The sequence below is a fragment of the Phorcysia thermohydrogeniphila genome (assembly GCF_004339575.1).
GTDB lineage: Bacteria > Aquificota > Aquificia > Desulfurobacteriales > Desulfurobacteriaceae > Phorcysia > Phorcysia thermohydrogeniphila.
In genome coordinates this window covers 1-15,695 of sequence record NZ_SMFV01000002.1, presented here as the reverse complement: position 1 = coordinate 15,695, position 15,695 = coordinate 1, and the positions used below count along the sequence as shown (strand labels likewise).

Genomic DNA, 15,695 nt, shown 5'->3' with positions numbered 1-15,695 from the left:
AATGGGATTTGTAGATAAAATAAAAGAAGCCTTTAGCAGGCCTCCTGCGAAGGAAATAGCCAAGAAACGCCTACAGCTGATACTTAAGTACGACAGGGCAGGTTTACCACCAAACGCAGTAGAAGCTGTAAAGGACGCGATACTGAAAGCTCTCAAGGATTTTCCTTTTATTGATGCCTCAGGCGTTACGATAAACATAGCTAACGAAGAAAACAGTAAAGGCAAGATTGAAATAGAAGTTCCTGTCAGGAATAACTAAAAATTAAAAGGCCCCCTTCCGGAGGCCCTGTATTGTTATTGTTCCTGTGACTGTTCCTCAGCAGTTTCCTTCACGTCAGGCTCAACGAGCATAACTATAGCTGTAGGAGCTGCGTCTCCCTTTCTGAAGTCGTAGTGAAGAAGTCTTGTATAACCACCGTTCCTGTTAGCGTACTTTGGAGCAATCTCGTTTACAACTTTGTAGGCTATATCCTTGCGAGTTACTATTGCAAGGACGTCCCTTATAGCCTTTACCTTATCCTGCTGCTTACCCTTCGTGATAACTTTGTCTGCAAGTCTCTTAAGCTCCTTAGCCCTTGCGATCGTAGTTACAACTTTACCGTGCTCCATAAGGTCGGTTACAAGGTTTCTAAGCATAAGCATTCTATGTTCAGTCGGCCTTCCAAGCTTCTTTCCCTTTACTCTGTGTCTCATTCTTGCCCACCTCCAAGTTCAAATCCAAGAGAAGCAAGGAACTTCTCTATCTCTGCAAGTGACTTCTTACCAAGACCCTTAATGCTCTCAAGCTCTTTCTTTGTAAGCTTAACAAGGTCTCCCACAGTTGTTATTCCGTTTTCAACGAGAACTTTTAGAGCTCTACCTTTAAGTCCAGCCTCTTCAAGGGACTTCTCATATACTTCTGGCTTTTCTTCTTCCTTTACTTCTTGGGGCTGAGCTGTTGCGAAGATAGCCTCAACGAGCCTGTCCCTGATAGTAGAGAAGTGCTCAATCAGGATGTTTGAGGCCCTCACAACAGCATCTTTCGGGGTAATGCTTCCGTCGGTCCATATCTCCATGGTGAGCTTGTTGTAGTCCGTCCTTCTTCCAACCCTAGTATCTTCTACCCTAAAAGCAACCTTCTTGATAGGAGAGAAGTCTGCATCAAGGGGAATCCAGCCTATGGTCGTGATGTCAAAAATTTCCTGAATATCCTCTGACAGAACGAACCCTTTACCCTTGTCAATCCTCAGGTGAATCTCAATTTCAGCGTTCTCGTTATCAAGGGTGGCAATCTCTTGGTCAGGAGTGAGGAGCTCCACCTGAGAAGGAAGGACAAAATCCTTAGCGTAAACCTTTCCCGGCCCCTTCTTTTTGAGCTCTATAAACACAGGGCCTTCTCCGTGAAGAACAAAACGGAGCTGTTTTATGTTAAGGACGATCTCAACAACGTCCTCAACAACACCCGGGATTGTGGAAAACTCGTGGTAAACGCCCTCAAACTTCACAGCAGTCGGAGCTGCACCTTCAATAGAAGAGAGGAGGACCCTCCTGAGAGCATTACCTATGGTAATACCGTAACCCTTCTCAAGAGGCTCAACCACGAACCTGCCGTAAGTGTCCGTGTGTTCCTCCCAGAGAAACTTCTCAGGAGTTATAAATTCAACCATTATTTCCTCCAGATTACGATTAACTATTACTTGGAGTAGAGCTCAACAATGAGGTGTTCCTCAATTGGAATCTCTATTTCCTCCCTTGTAGGCTCTGCCTTTACAATACCCTTAAAGTTCTCTGGGTCAAGCTCAAGCCAGGACGGGATTCCCCTCTTCTGGGCAAGCTCCATTCCTTCCTTAATCTGAGGGATATCCCTGCTCTTCTCCTTAACTTCAATTACATCTCCCGGCTTTACAAGGTAAGAAGGTCTGTCAACCTTCTTTCCGTTTACAAGGATGTGACCGTGAACAACAAGCTGCCTTGCGTGCCTGTGGGACTTACCAAAACCGAGCCTATAAACAACGTTGTCAAGCCTGCTCTCAAGGAGCTTGAGGAGATTCTCACCGGTCTGGCCCTTCATACGCTCGGCCATCTCGTAGAAGCGCCTAAACTGCCTCTCCCTCACGCCGTAGTAGTACTTAACCTTCTGCTTCTCCATAAGCTGGCGAGCGTAGTAGGAGAGCTTACGCCTTGTACGGCCGTGCTGGCCCGGAGGATAGGGTCTTCTATCAAGAATGGACTTACCCTTGAGAGTTTTCTCCTCACCAACGTATATGTTAACACCAAGACGTCTGGCAATACGCCACTTAGGTCCTGTATACCTTCCCATCTACTACCTCCGTTACACCCTTCTTCTTTTTGGTGGTCTGCAGCCGTCGTGGGGAATAGGAGTAACATCCTTAATAGCCTTTACGTTGAGGCCAGCAGCAGCAATAGCCTTGATAGCCGTCTCCCTTCCGCCACCGTTTCCTTTGATTCTAATTTCAACGTCCCTTACGCCGAACTCTTTCATAGCTCTCTCAGCTGCCCTTGTGGCGGCAAGCTGAGCGGCGTAAGGGGTACTCTTCCTCGTTCCCTTAAATCCAACAGTTCCACCGCTCTCCCAGCAGAGAGTGTTACCGTCCTTATCGGTAAAGGTAACAATGGTATTGTTGAAAGTTGTTTGTATATGGGCTATTGCAAAAGTAACGGTCCTCTTCTGTTTCTTTTTAGCCTTTTTGGCCCTTGCCATAAATAACCTCCTCTAATTACTTCTTAGTTGCCTTCTTCTTACCGGGAACAGTCTTCCTAGGACCTTTTCTGGTCCTTGCGTTAGTTCTGGTCCTCTGGCCCCTTACAGGAAGACCAAGTCTGTGACGAACGCCCCTGTAGCAGCCAATTTCAATGAGGCGCTTGATGTTCATAGCAATTTCTTTTCTGAGGTCACCCTCAACCTTGTACTCTGTCTCAATAATCTTCCTGATTTTTGCAATTTCCTCTTCAGTTAGCTCCTTGACCCTCTTCTCTGGGTCAATTCCAGCCTTCTCGCAAATCTTAAAGCCGGTCTTAATTCCAATACCGTAGATATAAGCGAGAGAGTAAGGAACCTTCTTGTTATCCGGAATGTCAACTCCTGCTATCCTCGCCACCTTTAGCCTCCTTACTTACCCTGTCTTTGTTTGTGTTTGGGGTTTTCACAGATAACCCTTACAACCCCTTTTCTCCTGATAATCTTACACTTGGGGCAAATCTTCTTTACAGATGGCCTCACCTTCATCTGTGTACCTCTCCCTTATTAGTGGTTTAGTGCCAAACAGCCGCGGTATATAAAGGGACGGTTATCCTTTCCTGTAGATAATCCTCCCCCTCGTCAAATCGTAGGGGCTAAGCTCAACGACCACACGGTCGCCTGGCAGAATCCTTATGAAGTGAACTCTCATCTTACCTGAAGCGTGGGCAAGCACCTGATGGCCGTTGTCCAGCTCTACCTTAAAGTAAGCATTGGGAAGCGCCTCTACTACTTTTCCTTCTACCTGAATACCTTTTTCCTTCGCCATCCTTTCTCCTAAGCTTAGAGGGTTTACCCCTAATTAACATAAGGTTAAATTGCGGACATAATTATAGTCCCTTCTTCTGTAATAGCAATATCGTGCTCAAAGTGGGCAGACAGTTTTCCGTCCTTCGTGACTACTGTCCACCTATCCCTCTTCACCTTCACTTTCCCCGTTCCCTCGTTAACCATCGGCTCAATAGCAAAAGTCATACCCGGCTCTAAGGTTATATCCGGGTATCCCTTATAAACGTAATTGGTAATCTGGGGCTCTTCGTGGAGGGAACGGCCAATACCATGTCCCGCGTAACCGCGAGTTACGTTAAAGCCGTGGGACTCTACGTACTTCTGGATAGCCCTTGAAATGTCTATGAGCTTTCCACCTGCTTTAGCAGCTTCTATACCTTTGTAGAGGGACTCTCTGGTAACGTCTATGAGTTTTTGAGCCCTTTCAGAGATTTTTCCAACGGGGACAGTTACGGCAACGTCGCCTATCCAGCCGTCAACTACCGCCCCAAAGTCAAGACTTACTATGTCTCCTTCCTTGAATACTTTGTTCTTTGTTGGAAGGCCGTGAACGACCTCCTCGTTAACGGAAACGCAGATAGCTCCCGGAAAGCCACCGTAACCGAGGAATGCAGGCTTAACGCCGTACTCCTTGCAGTAGCTCCTTGCAAGCTTATCAACGTCAAGCCCCGTCATCCCCGGAGCTATTTGCTCTGCAATTTTTAAGAGTATCTCCATAGTCGTCGCGGCGGCAGTCCGGAGCTTCGCTATCTCATCCGGAGTTTTAAGGATTATGCCGTGCTTCGTTCTTCTGAGAGTCTTAATCATTTAACCCTAAACTCTCCTCAATTTTCTTTGTAATCTCTTCAATTTCGCCAACGCCGCAGATTTCCACAAGGAGGCCTTTCTCAGTGTAGTAGTCAACAAGAGGAGCAGTCTGCTCTCTGTAAACCTTAAGCCTGTTCCTTATAACGTCCTCTGTATCATCAGCCCTTCCACGAGCCAAGAGCCTCTTAACTATTTCTTCATCGTCAACATTTAGGTAGATAACTTTGTCAAGGGGGAGCTGGAGCTCTTTGAGCAACTCATCAAGGGCTTCGGCCTGAGCTATCGTTCTTGGGAATCCATCAAGGATAAAACCCCTCTCCTTTACGTCGGGCTGAGAGAGCCTTTCCCTAATGATTCCGATGATGACCTCATCGGGGACGAGCTCTCCCCTGTCCATGTAGGATTTTGCAAGTTTCCCGAGCTCTGTTCCCTCCTTAACAGCTGCTCTCAGGATATCTCCAGTTGAGATATGGGGAACGTTGTACTTTTCCGCTATTCTAACTGCCTGAGTTCCTTTACCTGCTCCGGGAGGTCCTAAAAAAACGACCTTTATCACTTTGCACCTCCAGCACCAAGTTTCATCCTACGCCTGCGTCTTCCTAAGAAACCTTCGTAGGAAAGGGTAAGAGCGTAAGCCTCCATTCTCCTCAGGGTATCAAGGGCGACCCCTACAACGATGAGAATCGCAGTTCCTCCAAAGTAGAAGGGAAGCTGCATCTTTTGAGTAATGACAAGGGGAATAATCGCCACAAGGGTTAGGAAAACTGCTCCGGCAAAGGTTAGCCTTGAAACTATCCTGTCAAGGTACTTGGCCGTATCGCTACCAGCCCTTACTCCGGGAATGAAACCGCCGTGCTTGTTTAGGTTTTCGGCAATTTCTTCCGGGTTAAAGATAACGGCAGTGTAGAAGTAAGTGAAGAAAAAAATGAGAGCTCCGTAAACAGCAAGGTAAACAGGACTTCCCGGCTGTAGAAAGTCGTAGATTGCCTGAGCAATTGGGTGGTGGATAAACTTAACGATGGTTGCTGGGAACATGAGAACAGAAGCTGCAAAGATAATCGGGATAACGCCAGCTGGATTCAGCTTTATAGGAAGGTAGCTTGCATAACTTCCAACAGAGAGAGTGCCGACAATTCTCCTTGCATAGTGGAGGGGAACGCGCCTTTCGGCCTCCTGTATGTAGACAATGGCCGCAATCATGGCAAGGATGATTACGACAACACCTATGGCCTTAAAAAGGGTCATATCGCCGTTTTTTAGCATTGTGAACATAGTAAAAACAGCGTTGGGAATGCGAGAGACGATTCCAGCAAAGATAAGAATTGACATACCGTTACCGATGCCCCTTTCCGTTATCTTCTCACCAAGCCACATTAAGAAAGTTGCACCGGCAGTAAGGCAGGTAACACAGACAAAAATAAAGGTAAAACCGGGATTGGGAACAACTGGAACACCTGTCGGACTCTTCATAGACTGAAGACCGATAGCAATACCTAAGGCCTGTATAAAAGCTAAAAGGACAGCCCCGTAACGGGTATACTGGTTAATTTTTCTCCTACCGTACTCTCCCTCCTCTTTTGCCAACCTTTCAATGGAGGGAACCGCAACGGTCAGAAGCTGCATAATAATAGCGGAACTAATGTAGGGCATAACGCCGAGGGCAAATATCGTTAGTTTGCTTAGAGCTCCTCCAGAAAATACGTCCATAAAACCAAAAACAGTCCCCTGTGCCTTCTTAAAAAATTCAGAAAGGGCTAAAACGTCTATTCCGGGAGTAGGAATATGAGCTCCCAGCCTGTAAACGGCTAGGAGCAACATCGTGAAGATAAAACGTTTTCTAAGCTCAGGGACTTCCGTTACGTTGGCGAGAATCTTTGAAAGGTTCATTCTATCTCCTCGCAGGTGCCCCCGGCAGCCTCAATCTTGGCCTTAGCAGAAGCAGAGAACTTGTGAGCCTTAACAGTAAACTTCTTGGTAAGCTCACCGTCCCCAAGGATTTTCACAGGGAGCTTCTTCTTAACAAGGCCAGCTTCCCTTAAAACCTCAGGGGTGATAACAGCGCCGTCCTCAAACCTCTCCTCTAAGTCCTTAACGTTAACGATGGCGTACTCCTTCTTAAATGGAGCGTTGGAGAATCCCCTCTTGGGGAACCTCATATATAGAGGAGTCTGTCCACCCTCAAATCCGGGTCTTGTTCCTCCCTTCCATCCAGAACGGGCCTTCTGCCCCTTCTGACCCCTTCCGGAAGTCTTACCGTGGCCAGAACCGTGACCTCTACCTACTCTCTTCTTCTCCCTTACAGCACCGGGGTTTGGTCTTAAGTTATCTAACCTGAGCTCCATTTTACTCCTCCACAGGTTCAACTTTTACAAGCTCTTTAACTTTCTCAATCATACCCTGTATAGCAGGGTTAAGCTCCTTAACTGTAGTAGCACCCCTCTTGCGAAGACCGAGGGCCTCAAGGGTAGCCCTCTTTCTTCTGCTCTTTCCAGCAAGACCTCTAATGAGGGTTATCTTAACCTTAGCCATGGTTACCTCCTGATGATTTCACCTTCCTTCGTTACCTTCCTACCGGGGAGCTTCCAGCGCTTCCTAAGCTCCTCAACAGGAACACCGCGGAGTCTTGCAAACTCCTCAGGAGTTTTAAGCTGTTCCAGTCCCTTAAGCACCGCCCTTACAACTGTATGGGGATTTGTAGAACCGATAACCTTCGTAAGAACGTCTGTTATTCCAGCGGACTCAAGAACAGCACGAACTGGAGCAGAAGCGATAACTCCAGTACCGGGAGCAGCAGGCCTCATTATTACTTTGGAAGCGCCAAACTTTGCCTCAACCTCAAAGGGAATTGTTCCATCAACAACAGGAACCCTTATGAGGTTCTTCTTGGCGTCTTCAACGGCCTTTCTGATGGCATCTGGAACTTCAGCAGCTTTACCTCTACCAAAGCCTACGACACCTTTTCCATCGCCAACTACGACAAAGGCCGTAAAACTAAACTTCCTACCACCGGTAACAACTTTTGCGTTCCTGTTGATATGAACAAGCCTCTCCTTAAGCTCAAGCCCTTCAGGTCTTACCCTCTCAGCCATCAACTACCTCCTTAGAATTCAAGTCCACCTTCCCTTGCACCTTCTGCAAGGGCTTTAATCCTACCGTGATAGATGAAACCGCCCCTGTCAAAGACAACCTTCTTGATGCCCTTTTCAAGGGCTCTCTTTGCAATAAGCTTTCCTACCTCGTAGGCCTCCTGTGTCTTTGTAAGCTCAGGCATACGAGGCCTAATCTCCTTGTCAAGGGTAGAAGCAGCTACAAGAGTAACGCCCTTTGTGTCGTCAATGATCTGAGCGTAGATGTGCTTTAAACTTTTGTAAACAGCAAGCCTTGGCCTTTCAGGAGTTCCAAAGACTTTCTTCCTTACCCTCATATGCCTTTTACGTATTCTCTCTCTCCTTGTTAGCTTCGCCATCTCTTCTCCCCTTTCAGTTACTTCTTGGCAGATTTACCAGCCTTGAGAATAATTCTCTCGCCTCTATACCTGATACCCTTACCCTTGTAAGGCTCTGGAGGTCTAAAGGAACGAATCTCAGCAGCAACCTGTCCAACTTTTTGTTTGTCTATTCCGCGAACGTAAATGTTGTTTTCCCTGTCAACTTCAATCTGAATACCCTCAGGGATCTTGTAGAGGACAGGGTGGGAGAATCCAAGGTGGAGCTCCAAAGTATCACCCTTAACGAAAGCCCTGTAACCGAGACCTTTAACTTCAAGAACCTTCTCAAAACCTTTAGAAACACCGATAACCATGTTGTTGATGAGAGCTCTCGTAGTTCCGTGGAGAGCTCTCATCTGCTTGTCGTCGTTAGGTCTCTCAACGATAACTTTGTTGTCCTCAACCCTTATTGTGAGCTTTGGATTGAAAGTATACTCAAGCTGTCCCTTAGGTCCTTTTACAATTACGTGGTTACCCGGTTTAACCTCAACTGTAACGCCTTCCGGTATCTCAACGGGCATTCTTCCTACTCTTGACATCTCTCCACTCCTTTAATGGTTTTACCAGACGTAACAGAGAACCTCTCCACCAACTCCAAGCTTTCTGGCCTTATAGCCGGGAATGATTCCCTTGTTCGTGGAGAGAATAACAACTCCAAGTCCAGCCTTTACGAGAGGAATCTCATCCTTGCCAACGTAAATTCTACGACCGGGCTTAGAAACCCTTTTAATCTCGTTGATAACCCTTTCCTTGTTTGGACCGTACTTGAGGTAAATCCTTAATACCTTCTTCTTGTTCTCAGGGTTCTTAGCCCTCTTAAAGGGCTCTTCCCTTATCTCGTAATCTTTTATAAAACCTTCTTCCTTAAGAATCTTTGCGATAGCCTCGTTAACCTTTGAGTAAGGAGCATCTGTATACTCGTGGTAAACAAGGTTTGCGTTCCTTATCCTCGTAAGGAAATCTGCTACCGTATCTATCATCATGGCCGCTCTACCTCTCCAAATGAAGTTTTACCAGCTTGCCTTTCTAACTCCGGGAATCTTACCCTGAAGGGCAAGAGTCCTGAAGCAAAGCCTGCACATACCAAAGGCCCTTATAAATCCCCTCGGACGTCCACAGAGGGGACACCTGTTGTACTTTCTAACCTTAAACTTTGGCTCTCTCTGAGCCTTAACGATTAACGCTTTCCTTGCCATAGTTCCTCCCTAAAAGTTACTTCCTGAATGGGAAGCCAAGAAGTTCCAAGAGAGCTTTAGCCTCTTCATCGGTCTCAGCAGTCGTAACGATAGTAATGTTCATTCCCCTAATCTTGTCAACCTTGTCGTAGTCAATTTCGGGGAAGACGGTTTGCTCCTCAAGACCGAAGTTGTAGTTACCCCTACCGTCAAAGGACTTAGGAGAGAGACCTTTAAAGTCCCTCACCCTCGGAAGGGCTATTGAGATGAGCCTATCAAGGAAATCCCACATCCTGTCCCTTCTGAGGGTAACCTTAGCTCCGATGGGCATACCTTTACGGAGCTTAAATCCGGCTTCAGATCTCTTCGCCCTCCTAACGGAAGGCTTCTGCCCTGTAATGAGGGCGAGGTCGTTCATTGCGTTCTCAAGAGCCCTTATGTTCTGAACGGCCTCGCCAACACCCATGTTTACAACGATTTTTTCAATCTTCGGCACTTCCATAATGTTCTTATAGCCAAACTTCTTCATAAGTGCCGGAACTACCTCTTCTTGATACTTCTTCTTTAGCCTTGGAACGTACTTCTCTTCTGCCATAATACCTCCTTTGTTAGCGGATTACCGACCCGCCTTCTGGGGTTTGCTGATTTCGTCAATTATCTCGCCAGAACGCTTGGCGTACCTGTACTTCTTACCGTCAACGATTTTTATGCCGACCCTTGTCGGCTTTCCAGTTTTAGGGTCAACGAGCATAACGTTGCTGATGTGGATAGGAGCTTCTTTCTCAATAATTCCACCCTCTGGATACTTAGGGCTTGGCTTTAAGTGCTTCTTAACTATCCTAACGCCCTCAACAATAACCCTCTCTTCTTCCGGAAGGACCTTTAAGACCTTTCCGACCTTTCCCTTGTCCTTGCCGGCAATCACGATAACCTTATCGCCGGCCTTTATCTTGAACTTCTTCTTAGCCATTAGAATCCTCCCTTAGATGACTTCCGGAGCAAGTGAGGCGATTTTAGCAAAGCCTTTAAGCCTTACTTCCCTTGCAACGGGACCTAAGATACGCGTTCCCAGTGGCTCTCCCTGTTTGTTGAGGAGAACCACGGCGTTGTCATCAAACTTGATGTAAGTACCGTCAGGGCGTCTTACCTCTTTTTTAGCCCTGACAACAACTGCCCTGTAAACTTCTCCCTTCTTGGCGGTTGCGTTAGGAGCAGCCTCCTTGACGGTAATAACTATCTGGTCTCCTAAGGAGGCATACTTCCTGTTAGAACCGCCAAGAACCCTAATGCACTGGACTCTCTTAGCTCCGGTGTTGTCGGCAACGTTAAGGTATGTCTGAACCTGAATCATCTTTCCGCTCCTTTAGTGGAGTAGTCTGTTATGAAGGGTTATCCGGAGAGGTATCAAGAACTTCGTCGGCTACCTCTCCAACCCTCTTAGCTCTCTCTATAATTTCAACCACTCTCCACCTTTTACGCTTGGAGAGTGGCCTCGTTTCCATGATTTTTACAATATCGCCTATACGGCACTCGTTGTTCTCGTCGTGTGCCATGTACTTTTTGGAGCGCTTAACGCGCTTACCGTAGAGGGGATGTCTAAATTCCCTCGTAACCCTAACAACTACCGTTTTGTCCATCTTATCGCTAACTACAACGCCAATCCTTACCTTCCTTCTGTTTACTCTCTTGGTCTTAGCCATAGTATCCTCCATTAAACCTTAACGCCGCGTTCTCTGAGGATGGTAAGAATGCGGGCAATCTGTTTTCTCGTCTTTCTAATTTCCATAGGGTTTTCAAGCTGACCGTAAGCGTTCTTAAACCTGAGCTTAAGGAGCTTCTCCTTAAGCTCAACGACCATCTTTTGGAGCTCTTCGGTTGACTTCTGCCTGAGTTCTTCTGTGAGCTTCTTCATCTTTACTCCTCACCAGCTGGAGTTTCTTCTCTCTTAACGATTCTGCACTTCATAGGAAGCTTGTGGATGGCAAGCCTTAAAGCTTCCATAGCAACGTCTTCGGCTACCCCGGCAACTTCAAACATGATTCTGCCGGGAAGAACCTTTGCCACCCACGTTTCAACGTTACCTTTACCCTTACCCATACGGGTTTCAAGGGGCTTCTTGGTGTAAGGCTTATCAGGGAATATCCTAATCCAGACCTTACCGCCCCTTTTCATCGTCCTTGTAATTGCAACCCTTGCAGCTTCTATCTGGTTAGTCGTAACGTAGGCAGGCTCTAAGGCCTGTATGCCAAAGTCGCCGAAGGCAAGCCTGTTAGCCCTGTAAGACTTTCCTTTGAGTCTTCCTCTCTGCTGCTTTCTGAACTTTGTCCTCTTTGGCATCAACATGGTTATCTACCTCTCTCCATCTCCTGTTTTACTTCTTTCTCAATCTTCTTGAGGAGCTCTTCAGTCTCATCCTTGTAAACATCACCCTTGTAGATCCAAACCTTAACGCCGATAACACCGTACTTGGTCTTGGCAATTGCAGTGCCATAATCTATGTCGGCACGAATTGTCTGCAACGGTACCCTACCTTCACGGTACCATTCAGTCCTTGCCATGTCGGCACCGCCAAGCCTTCCGGCACACTGAACTTTAATACCCTTAGCACCAGCCTTCATAGCATCGGCGATAACTCTCTTCATAGCGCGCCTGAACGCCACACGGCGTTCTAGCTGCTGCGCAACGTTCTCAGCAACAAGCTGAGCATTGAGCTGTGGGTACTTAACCTCTTCAATGTTGATGTAAACGCTCTTTCCTGTTAAGTCCTCAAGGTATCTCCTGAGAGCCTTAACCTCTGCTCCCTTCCTTGCAATGAGAAGACCGGGACGAGCTGCCCAAATCCTGATGTTAATTCTGTCAAGGGTTCTCTCAATATCAATCCTTGCTATACCGGCGTGGTAGTACTTCTTCTTGATGATGTCACGGATTTTGATGTCCTCGTGGAGAAACTGAACGTACTTGCTCTTCTCTTTAACTACCCACTTGGACTCCCAGTCCTTAGTGATACCAAGCCTAAACCCGATAGGATGTACTTTCTGTCCCAAGGTTTACCCCCGAATTACTTTTTTTCCGGTAAACCTACCACAACGGTAATGTGGCAGGTTCTCCTTCTGATAATGTTAGCCCTACCCATAGCTCTGGGCTTAACCCTCTTCATGGTTGGACCTTCGTCAACATAGGCCCTCCTAACAACGAGCTCTTCTGGGTTAAGCCCTTTTTGCTCAGCGTTAGCAATAGCACTCTTTAAAACCTTTTCTATCATCCTTGCAGCTTTCTTTGGAGAGTTCTGCAAGATAGCAAGGGCTTGGTCTACGTGCTTACCTCTAATGAGATCAATCACAAGCCTCACCTTAGAGGCCGACATTCTGGCCCTTCTCCAGATAGCCCTTGCTTCCTGAGGGGTTTCAAAACCCCTCTCACCTTCTCTGTAGTATTCCCTCTGCTCAACTGCCATTTCCTACCTCTCCTTACTTCTTCTTGGCAACTTTCTGCTTCTGACCAGCGTGACCTCTAAAGGTTCTTGTAAGGGAAAACTCACCAAGCTTGTGACCTACCATCTGCTCGGTAACGTAAACGGGGATGAACTTCTGGCCGTTGTAAACGGCAAAGGTGTGACCAACGAACTCTGGAACGATGGTGCAGGCTCTATCCCACACCTTGATAACCTTCTTCTCGCCAGTTTCATTCATCTTACGAACTTTCTTGAGTATCTTAGGGTTCACGTAGGGACCCTTTTTCAGTGAACGTCCCATTTAGACCTCCTATTTCTCATTACGACGTTTAATGATAAACCTATCAGAGTACTTCTTGGAACGTCTCGTCTTGTATCCCTTGGTTGGCTGACCCCAAGGAGTAACAGGATGCTTACCGAAGGTTCTACCCTCACCACCACCGTGGGGGTGGTCAACTGGGTTCATAGCAGTACCACGAACGGTAGGCCTTATACCGAGCCATCTGGAACGTCCAGCCTTACCGAGAACGATGTTCTCGTGGTCAAGGTTTCCGACCTGACCGATCGTTGCCATGCAGTCAAGGTGAACAAGACGAAGCTCACCAGATGGAAGTCTCAGCTGAGCGTAGTCGCCAACCTTACCCATAACCTGAGCAAAGGCACCGGCAGCCCTTGCAAGCTGTCCACCCTTACCGGGCTTGAGCTCAACGTTGTGAACGATTGTACCTACAGGAATGTTCCTTAAAGGTAAAGCGTTACCAACCTTTATTTCAGCGTCAGGGCCGGATACTACAGTATCGCCAACTTTAAGGCCGTCCGGCCAGAGGATGTACCTCTTTTCACCGTCAGCGTAAACAAGGAGGGCAATCCTTGCAGACCTGTTGGGGTCGTACTCAATGGCAACTACCTTGGCAGGAACACCTATCTTGTCACGCTTAAAGTCTATAATCCTGTAACGTCTCTTGTGTCCACCACCTTTGTGGCGACAGGTAATCCTTCCTTGATTGTTCCTACCAGTTCCCCTTACGAAACCAACTGTAAGGGACTTTTCGGGCTCGGTCTTTGTAATCTCAGAGAAGTCTGAAACCGTCATAAAACGTCTTGACGGGGTGTATGGCTTAAACCTTTTAATTCCCATCTCTTTACTCCTTCACTTAGAGTTTCTCAAGGTCAATCTCGTAGCCGGGCTTTAAGGTAACGATTGCCTTCTTCCAGTCTCTCTTCTTGCCCCTCAAGAACCTGATACCCTTCCTCTTACCCTTGACGATCATCGTGTTAACTTTCTCAACCTTGACGCCAAAAATCTTCTCAACGGCTTCCTTTATCTCCGGCTTGGTAGCGTCCATCGCAACTTCAAAGGTGAGCTTTGTTATCTTCCTCTTCTCCTTTGTCTTGGAGCTCTTAACCTCAAGGTTGGCAAGTCTTACGCTCTTTTCTGTAACTATCGGGCGCAGGATTATATCATAGGGAGTTCTCATGATAACCTCTCCTCTAACTTGGGTAGGGTTGACTTAAAGAAGATGCACTTGTTGTAACAGAGGACGTCGTAAACGTTGAGTCCCTCAATTGGAAGGAGCTTAACGTTAGGAAGGTTCCTGAAGGAAAGGTAGGTGTTCACGTCAAGGTCAGATGGAACAACGATGAGCACTTTCTCGTTTTCAAGGCCTAAGTTCTTGAGAAACTCTACAGCCTGCTTTGTCTTTGGCTTCTCAAAAGAGAAGTCCTCAACAACTATAACGTTTCCTTCGCGGAGCCTTCCAGCAACGACGCTCCTAAGGGCTACTTTCCTAACCTTCTTAGGAAGTGGGTAGTAGTAATCCCTCGGCTTTGGACCGTGGGCTACACCACCACCGACCCACTGGGGAGCCCTGATAGAACCCTGACGGGCCCTACCTGTATGCTTCTGGGGCCACGGCTTCCTACCGCCACCCCTTACTTCTCCACGGGTCTTCGTGGAGTGAGTTCCGCGCCTACGCTTTGCAAGCTGCCACCTAACAGTTTCCCAAACGGCATGCCTCTTTATAGGAGCATTGGCTATCTCGTCCTTTATAGTAACAGTTCCAACTTCCTGATTCTGTGCATTCACTACCTTAAGCTCCATTTCTCACCCCTTACTTTCCTTTGACTATAACAAGTCCTCCTTTGTGTCCGGGAACAGCACCCTTAACAAGGAGAAGGTTCTTCTCAGGAATCACATCAACGATTTCAAGGTTCTTAACGGTCACTGTCTCGTTTCCGTAGTGACCGGCCATCCTCTTACCCTTGTGAACCCTTCCGGGGTCGGCACATGCACCGATAGAACCGGGACCCTCGTGGAAGTCTGAACCGTGGGACCTCCTACCTCCTTTGAAACCGTGCCTCTTGTGGTAACCGGCAAATCCTCTACCTTTGGACTTTCCGGTGATGTCAACCTTCTCACCGGGCTTGAAAATTTCAACGGTTATTCTGTCACCAACGTTGTACTGGTCAACGTTGTCAAACTTTACCTCTTTCAGCCACCTTGTCGGCTTTATGCCGGCTTTCTTGAAGTGGCCAAGGAGAGGTTTAGGGAACCAGTCCTCAGGCTTGTTCTTCTCCATAAAACCGAGCTGCAGGGCAGAGTAGCCGTCCTTCTCAGGAGTTTTCTTCTGAACAACCACACAAGGACCTGCTTCTATAACGGTAACGGCTATTGCCCTGCCGTCCTCTGTGTAGATTTGAGTCATTCCTACTTTTCTACCGAGAATCCCTTTCATCCTTACACCTCTTCACTTAGTCAAGCTTAATCTCTACATCAACACCGGCGGGAAGCTTGAGGTCCATAAGAGCTTCCACGGTTTGAGGCTTTGGATTCTTAATGTCAAGAAGCCTTCTGTGTCTTCTAATCTCAAACTGCTCCTGTGAGTACTTGTACTTGTGAGGAGACCTAATAACGCTCCACACTGAGCGCTTTGTTGGAAGAGGGATGGGACCGGCAACGATAGCACCGGTCCTCTTGACTGTATCAATAATCTCCTGAACTGACCTATCAAGAAGTCTATGGTCGTAAGCCGTTAGTTTTATTCTTATGCGATCCTGAGCCATTACCTACCCCTCTGATTAGTCAAGAATTTCAGTAACTACACCAGCACCAACGGTCTTTCCACCTTCACGAATAGCAAACCTGAGCCCTTCCTCAATAGCTACTGGCTTGAGAAGCTCTACCTCAAAGGTAACGTTGTCTCCGGGCATTACCATCTCTACGCCTTCTGGAAGCTTAACCTTTCCTGT

General features: G+C 47.3%; 33 protein-coding genes. 1 reads left to right on the top strand and 32 read right to left on the bottom strand.

Going from position 1 to position 15,695, the window contains the following annotated elements:
- Position 1 precedes the first annotated feature (1 nt).
- Positions 2–259 carry a cell division topological specificity factor MinE gene (locus CLV27_RS02780; RefSeq protein ID WP_132525608.1) on the top strand — a complete coding sequence of 86 codons (258 nt, stop codon included), beginning with the start codon at positions 2–4 and terminating at the stop codon, positions 257–259.
- A 35-nt stretch (positions 260–294) separates the two neighbouring features.
- Here CLV27_RS02780 and rplQ read toward each other — a convergent pair whose 3' ends face one another.
- From rplQ to CLV27_RS02620, 32 genes are all read right to left on the bottom strand, one after another.
- Complete coding sequence (rplQ, locus tag CLV27_RS02775) at positions 295–693, bottom strand: 50S ribosomal protein L17 (RefSeq protein ID WP_132525607.1); 399 nt, start codon at positions 691–693, stop codon at positions 295–297.
- Positions 690–1,646 carry a DNA-directed RNA polymerase subunit alpha gene (locus tag CLV27_RS02770; protein WP_132525606.1) on the bottom strand — a complete coding sequence of 319 codons (957 nt, stop codon included), beginning with the start codon at positions 1,644–1,646 and terminating at the stop codon, positions 690–692. Before CLV27_RS02770 ends, rplQ begins: the two co-directional genes overlap by 4 nt.
- A gap of 26 nt (positions 1,647–1,672) precedes the next feature.
- Positions 1,673–2,299 carry a 30S ribosomal protein S4 gene (rpsD, locus tag CLV27_RS02765; protein WP_132525605.1) on the bottom strand — a complete coding sequence of 209 codons (627 nt, stop codon included), beginning with the start codon at positions 2,297–2,299 and terminating at the stop codon, positions 1,673–1,675.
- Between the two features lie 12 nt (positions 2,300–2,311).
- Positions 2,312–2,701: a 30S ribosomal protein S11 gene (gene rpsK / locus CLV27_RS02760; protein ID WP_132525602.1), complete on the bottom strand. Its 390-nt coding sequence runs from the start codon at positions 2,699–2,701 to the stop codon at positions 2,312–2,314.
- 16 nt (positions 2,702–2,717) lie between these two features.
- Positions 2,718–3,098, bottom strand: coding sequence for a 30S ribosomal protein S13 (gene rpsM, locus CLV27_RS02755; RefSeq protein WP_132525600.1), 381 nt, complete (start codon positions 3,096–3,098; stop codon positions 2,718–2,720).
- Between the two features lie 11 nt (positions 3,099–3,109).
- On the bottom strand, positions 3,110–3,226 hold the full coding sequence (gene rpmJ, locus CLV27_RS02750) for a 50S ribosomal protein L36 (RefSeq protein ID WP_013537040.1): 117 nt from the start codon (positions 3,224–3,226) through the stop codon (positions 3,110–3,112).
- 61 nt (positions 3,227–3,287) lie between these two features.
- A complete protein-coding gene (infA, locus tag CLV27_RS02745) occupies positions 3,288–3,506 on the bottom strand; it encodes a translation initiation factor IF-1 (protein WP_013637833.1) in 219 nt (72 codons plus the stop codon).
- 44 nt (positions 3,507–3,550) lie between these two features.
- The gene (map, locus tag CLV27_RS02740; protein WP_132525598.1) at positions 3,551–4,333 is read right to left on the bottom strand and encodes a type I methionyl aminopeptidase; all 783 of its coding nucleotides are present in this window, start codon (positions 4,331–4,333) and stop codon (positions 3,551–3,553) included.
- Complete coding sequence (locus CLV27_RS02735; protein WP_132525596.1) at positions 4,326–4,889, bottom strand: adenylate kinase; 564 nt, start codon at positions 4,887–4,889, stop codon at positions 4,326–4,328. Before CLV27_RS02735 ends, map begins: the two co-directional genes overlap by 8 nt.
- Positions 4,886–6,220, bottom strand: a complete 1,335-nt coding sequence (gene secY, locus CLV27_RS02730) for a preprotein translocase subunit SecY (RefSeq protein ID WP_132525594.1) — start codon at positions 6,218–6,220, stop codon at positions 4,886–4,888. Before secY ends, CLV27_RS02735 begins: the two co-directional genes overlap by 4 nt.
- The gene (gene rplO / locus CLV27_RS02725) at positions 6,217–6,675 is read right to left on the bottom strand and encodes a 50S ribosomal protein L15 (protein ID WP_132525592.1); all 459 of its coding nucleotides are present in this window, start codon (positions 6,673–6,675) and stop codon (positions 6,217–6,219) included. Before rplO ends, secY begins: the two co-directional genes overlap by 4 nt.
- A 1-nt stretch (position 6,676) precedes the next feature.
- Entirely contained in the window at positions 6,677–6,862 is a 186-nt protein-coding gene (rpmD, locus tag CLV27_RS02720) for a 50S ribosomal protein L30 (protein ID WP_132525590.1), read from the bottom strand.
- 2 nt (positions 6,863–6,864) lie between these two features.
- The gene (gene rpsE / locus CLV27_RS02715; protein WP_132525588.1) at positions 6,865–7,422 is read right to left on the bottom strand and encodes a 30S ribosomal protein S5; all 558 of its coding nucleotides are present in this window, start codon (positions 7,420–7,422) and stop codon (positions 6,865–6,867) included.
- An 11-nt stretch (positions 7,423–7,433) separates the two neighbouring features.
- Complete coding sequence (rplR, locus tag CLV27_RS02710; protein WP_132525586.1) at positions 7,434–7,799, bottom strand: 50S ribosomal protein L18; 366 nt, start codon at positions 7,797–7,799, stop codon at positions 7,434–7,436.
- A 17-nt stretch (positions 7,800–7,816) separates the two neighbouring features.
- Positions 7,817–8,359 (bottom strand): 50S ribosomal protein L6, encoded by a 543-nt coding sequence (rplF, locus tag CLV27_RS02705; protein ID WP_132525584.1) that lies wholly within the window; start codon positions 8,357–8,359, stop codon positions 7,817–7,819.
- A gap of 21 nt (positions 8,360–8,380) precedes the next feature.
- Positions 8,381–8,803, bottom strand: coding sequence for a 30S ribosomal protein S8 (gene rpsH, locus CLV27_RS02700; protein ID WP_132525582.1), 423 nt, complete (start codon positions 8,801–8,803; stop codon positions 8,381–8,383).
- Between the two features lie 27 nt (positions 8,804–8,830).
- On the bottom strand, positions 8,831–9,016 hold the full coding sequence (locus CLV27_RS02695) for a type Z 30S ribosomal protein S14 (protein WP_132525580.1): 186 nt from the start codon (positions 9,014–9,016) through the stop codon (positions 8,831–8,833).
- A 16-nt stretch (positions 9,017–9,032) separates the two neighbouring features.
- Entirely contained in the window at positions 9,033–9,590 is a 558-nt protein-coding gene (gene rplE / locus CLV27_RS02690) for a 50S ribosomal protein L5 (protein WP_132525578.1), read from the bottom strand.
- 21 nt (positions 9,591–9,611) lie between these two features.
- Positions 9,612–9,965, bottom strand: coding sequence for a 50S ribosomal protein L24 (gene rplX / locus CLV27_RS02685; protein ID WP_132525576.1), 354 nt, complete (start codon positions 9,963–9,965; stop codon positions 9,612–9,614).
- 12 nt (positions 9,966–9,977) lie between these two features.
- Positions 9,978–10,346, bottom strand: a complete 369-nt coding sequence (gene rplN / locus CLV27_RS02680; RefSeq protein ID WP_132525574.1) for a 50S ribosomal protein L14 — start codon at positions 10,344–10,346, stop codon at positions 9,978–9,980.
- Positions 10,347–10,374: 28 nt separating this feature from the next.
- The gene (gene rpsQ / locus CLV27_RS02675) at positions 10,375–10,695 is read right to left on the bottom strand and encodes a 30S ribosomal protein S17 (RefSeq protein WP_132525572.1); all 321 of its coding nucleotides are present in this window, start codon (positions 10,693–10,695) and stop codon (positions 10,375–10,377) included.
- 11 nt (positions 10,696–10,706) lie between these two features.
- A complete protein-coding gene (gene rpmC, locus CLV27_RS02670; RefSeq protein ID WP_132525570.1) occupies positions 10,707–10,907 on the bottom strand; it encodes a 50S ribosomal protein L29 in 201 nt (66 codons plus the stop codon).
- 2 nt (positions 10,908–10,909) lie between these two features.
- Positions 10,910–11,338: a 50S ribosomal protein L16 gene (rplP, locus tag CLV27_RS02665; protein WP_132525568.1), complete on the bottom strand. Its 429-nt coding sequence runs from the start codon at positions 11,336–11,338 to the stop codon at positions 10,910–10,912.
- A 2-nt stretch (positions 11,339–11,340) separates the two neighbouring features.
- Positions 11,341–12,039: a 30S ribosomal protein S3 gene (gene rpsC / locus CLV27_RS02660; protein WP_132525566.1), complete on the bottom strand. Its 699-nt coding sequence runs from the start codon at positions 12,037–12,039 to the stop codon at positions 11,341–11,343.
- Between the two features lie 14 nt (positions 12,040–12,053).
- Positions 12,054–12,449 carry a 50S ribosomal protein L22 gene (gene rplV, locus CLV27_RS02655; protein ID WP_132525564.1) on the bottom strand — a complete coding sequence of 132 codons (396 nt, stop codon included), beginning with the start codon at positions 12,447–12,449 and terminating at the stop codon, positions 12,054–12,056.
- 13 nt (positions 12,450–12,462) lie between these two features.
- The gene (gene rpsS, locus CLV27_RS02650; protein WP_132525561.1) at positions 12,463–12,747 is read right to left on the bottom strand and encodes a 30S ribosomal protein S19; all 285 of its coding nucleotides are present in this window, start codon (positions 12,745–12,747) and stop codon (positions 12,463–12,465) included.
- A 9-nt stretch (positions 12,748–12,756) separates the two neighbouring features.
- Positions 12,757–13,584, bottom strand: a complete 828-nt coding sequence (rplB, locus tag CLV27_RS02645) for a 50S ribosomal protein L2 (RefSeq protein ID WP_132525559.1) — start codon at positions 13,582–13,584, stop codon at positions 12,757–12,759.
- Positions 13,585–13,600: 16 nt separating this feature from the next.
- Complete coding sequence (rplW, locus tag CLV27_RS02640) at positions 13,601–13,924, bottom strand: 50S ribosomal protein L23 (RefSeq protein WP_132525557.1); 324 nt, start codon at positions 13,922–13,924, stop codon at positions 13,601–13,603.
- Entirely contained in the window at positions 13,921–14,547 is a 627-nt protein-coding gene (rplD, locus tag CLV27_RS02635; RefSeq protein ID WP_132525555.1) for a 50S ribosomal protein L4, read from the bottom strand. Before rplD ends, rplW begins: the two co-directional genes overlap by 4 nt.
- A gap of 10 nt (positions 14,548–14,557) precedes the next feature.
- On the bottom strand, positions 14,558–15,181 hold the full coding sequence (gene rplC, locus CLV27_RS02630) for a 50S ribosomal protein L3 (RefSeq protein WP_132525553.1): 624 nt from the start codon (positions 15,179–15,181) through the stop codon (positions 14,558–14,560).
- 16 nt (positions 15,182–15,197) lie between these two features.
- A complete protein-coding gene (gene rpsJ, locus CLV27_RS02625; protein ID WP_132525551.1) occupies positions 15,198–15,509 on the bottom strand; it encodes a 30S ribosomal protein S10 in 312 nt (103 codons plus the stop codon).
- 15 nt (positions 15,510–15,524) lie between these two features.
- A partial coding sequence (locus tag CLV27_RS02620; protein ID WP_486644306.1) for an EF-Tu C-terminal domain-related protein occupies positions 15,525–15,695 on the bottom strand: 171 nt, incomplete at its 5' end.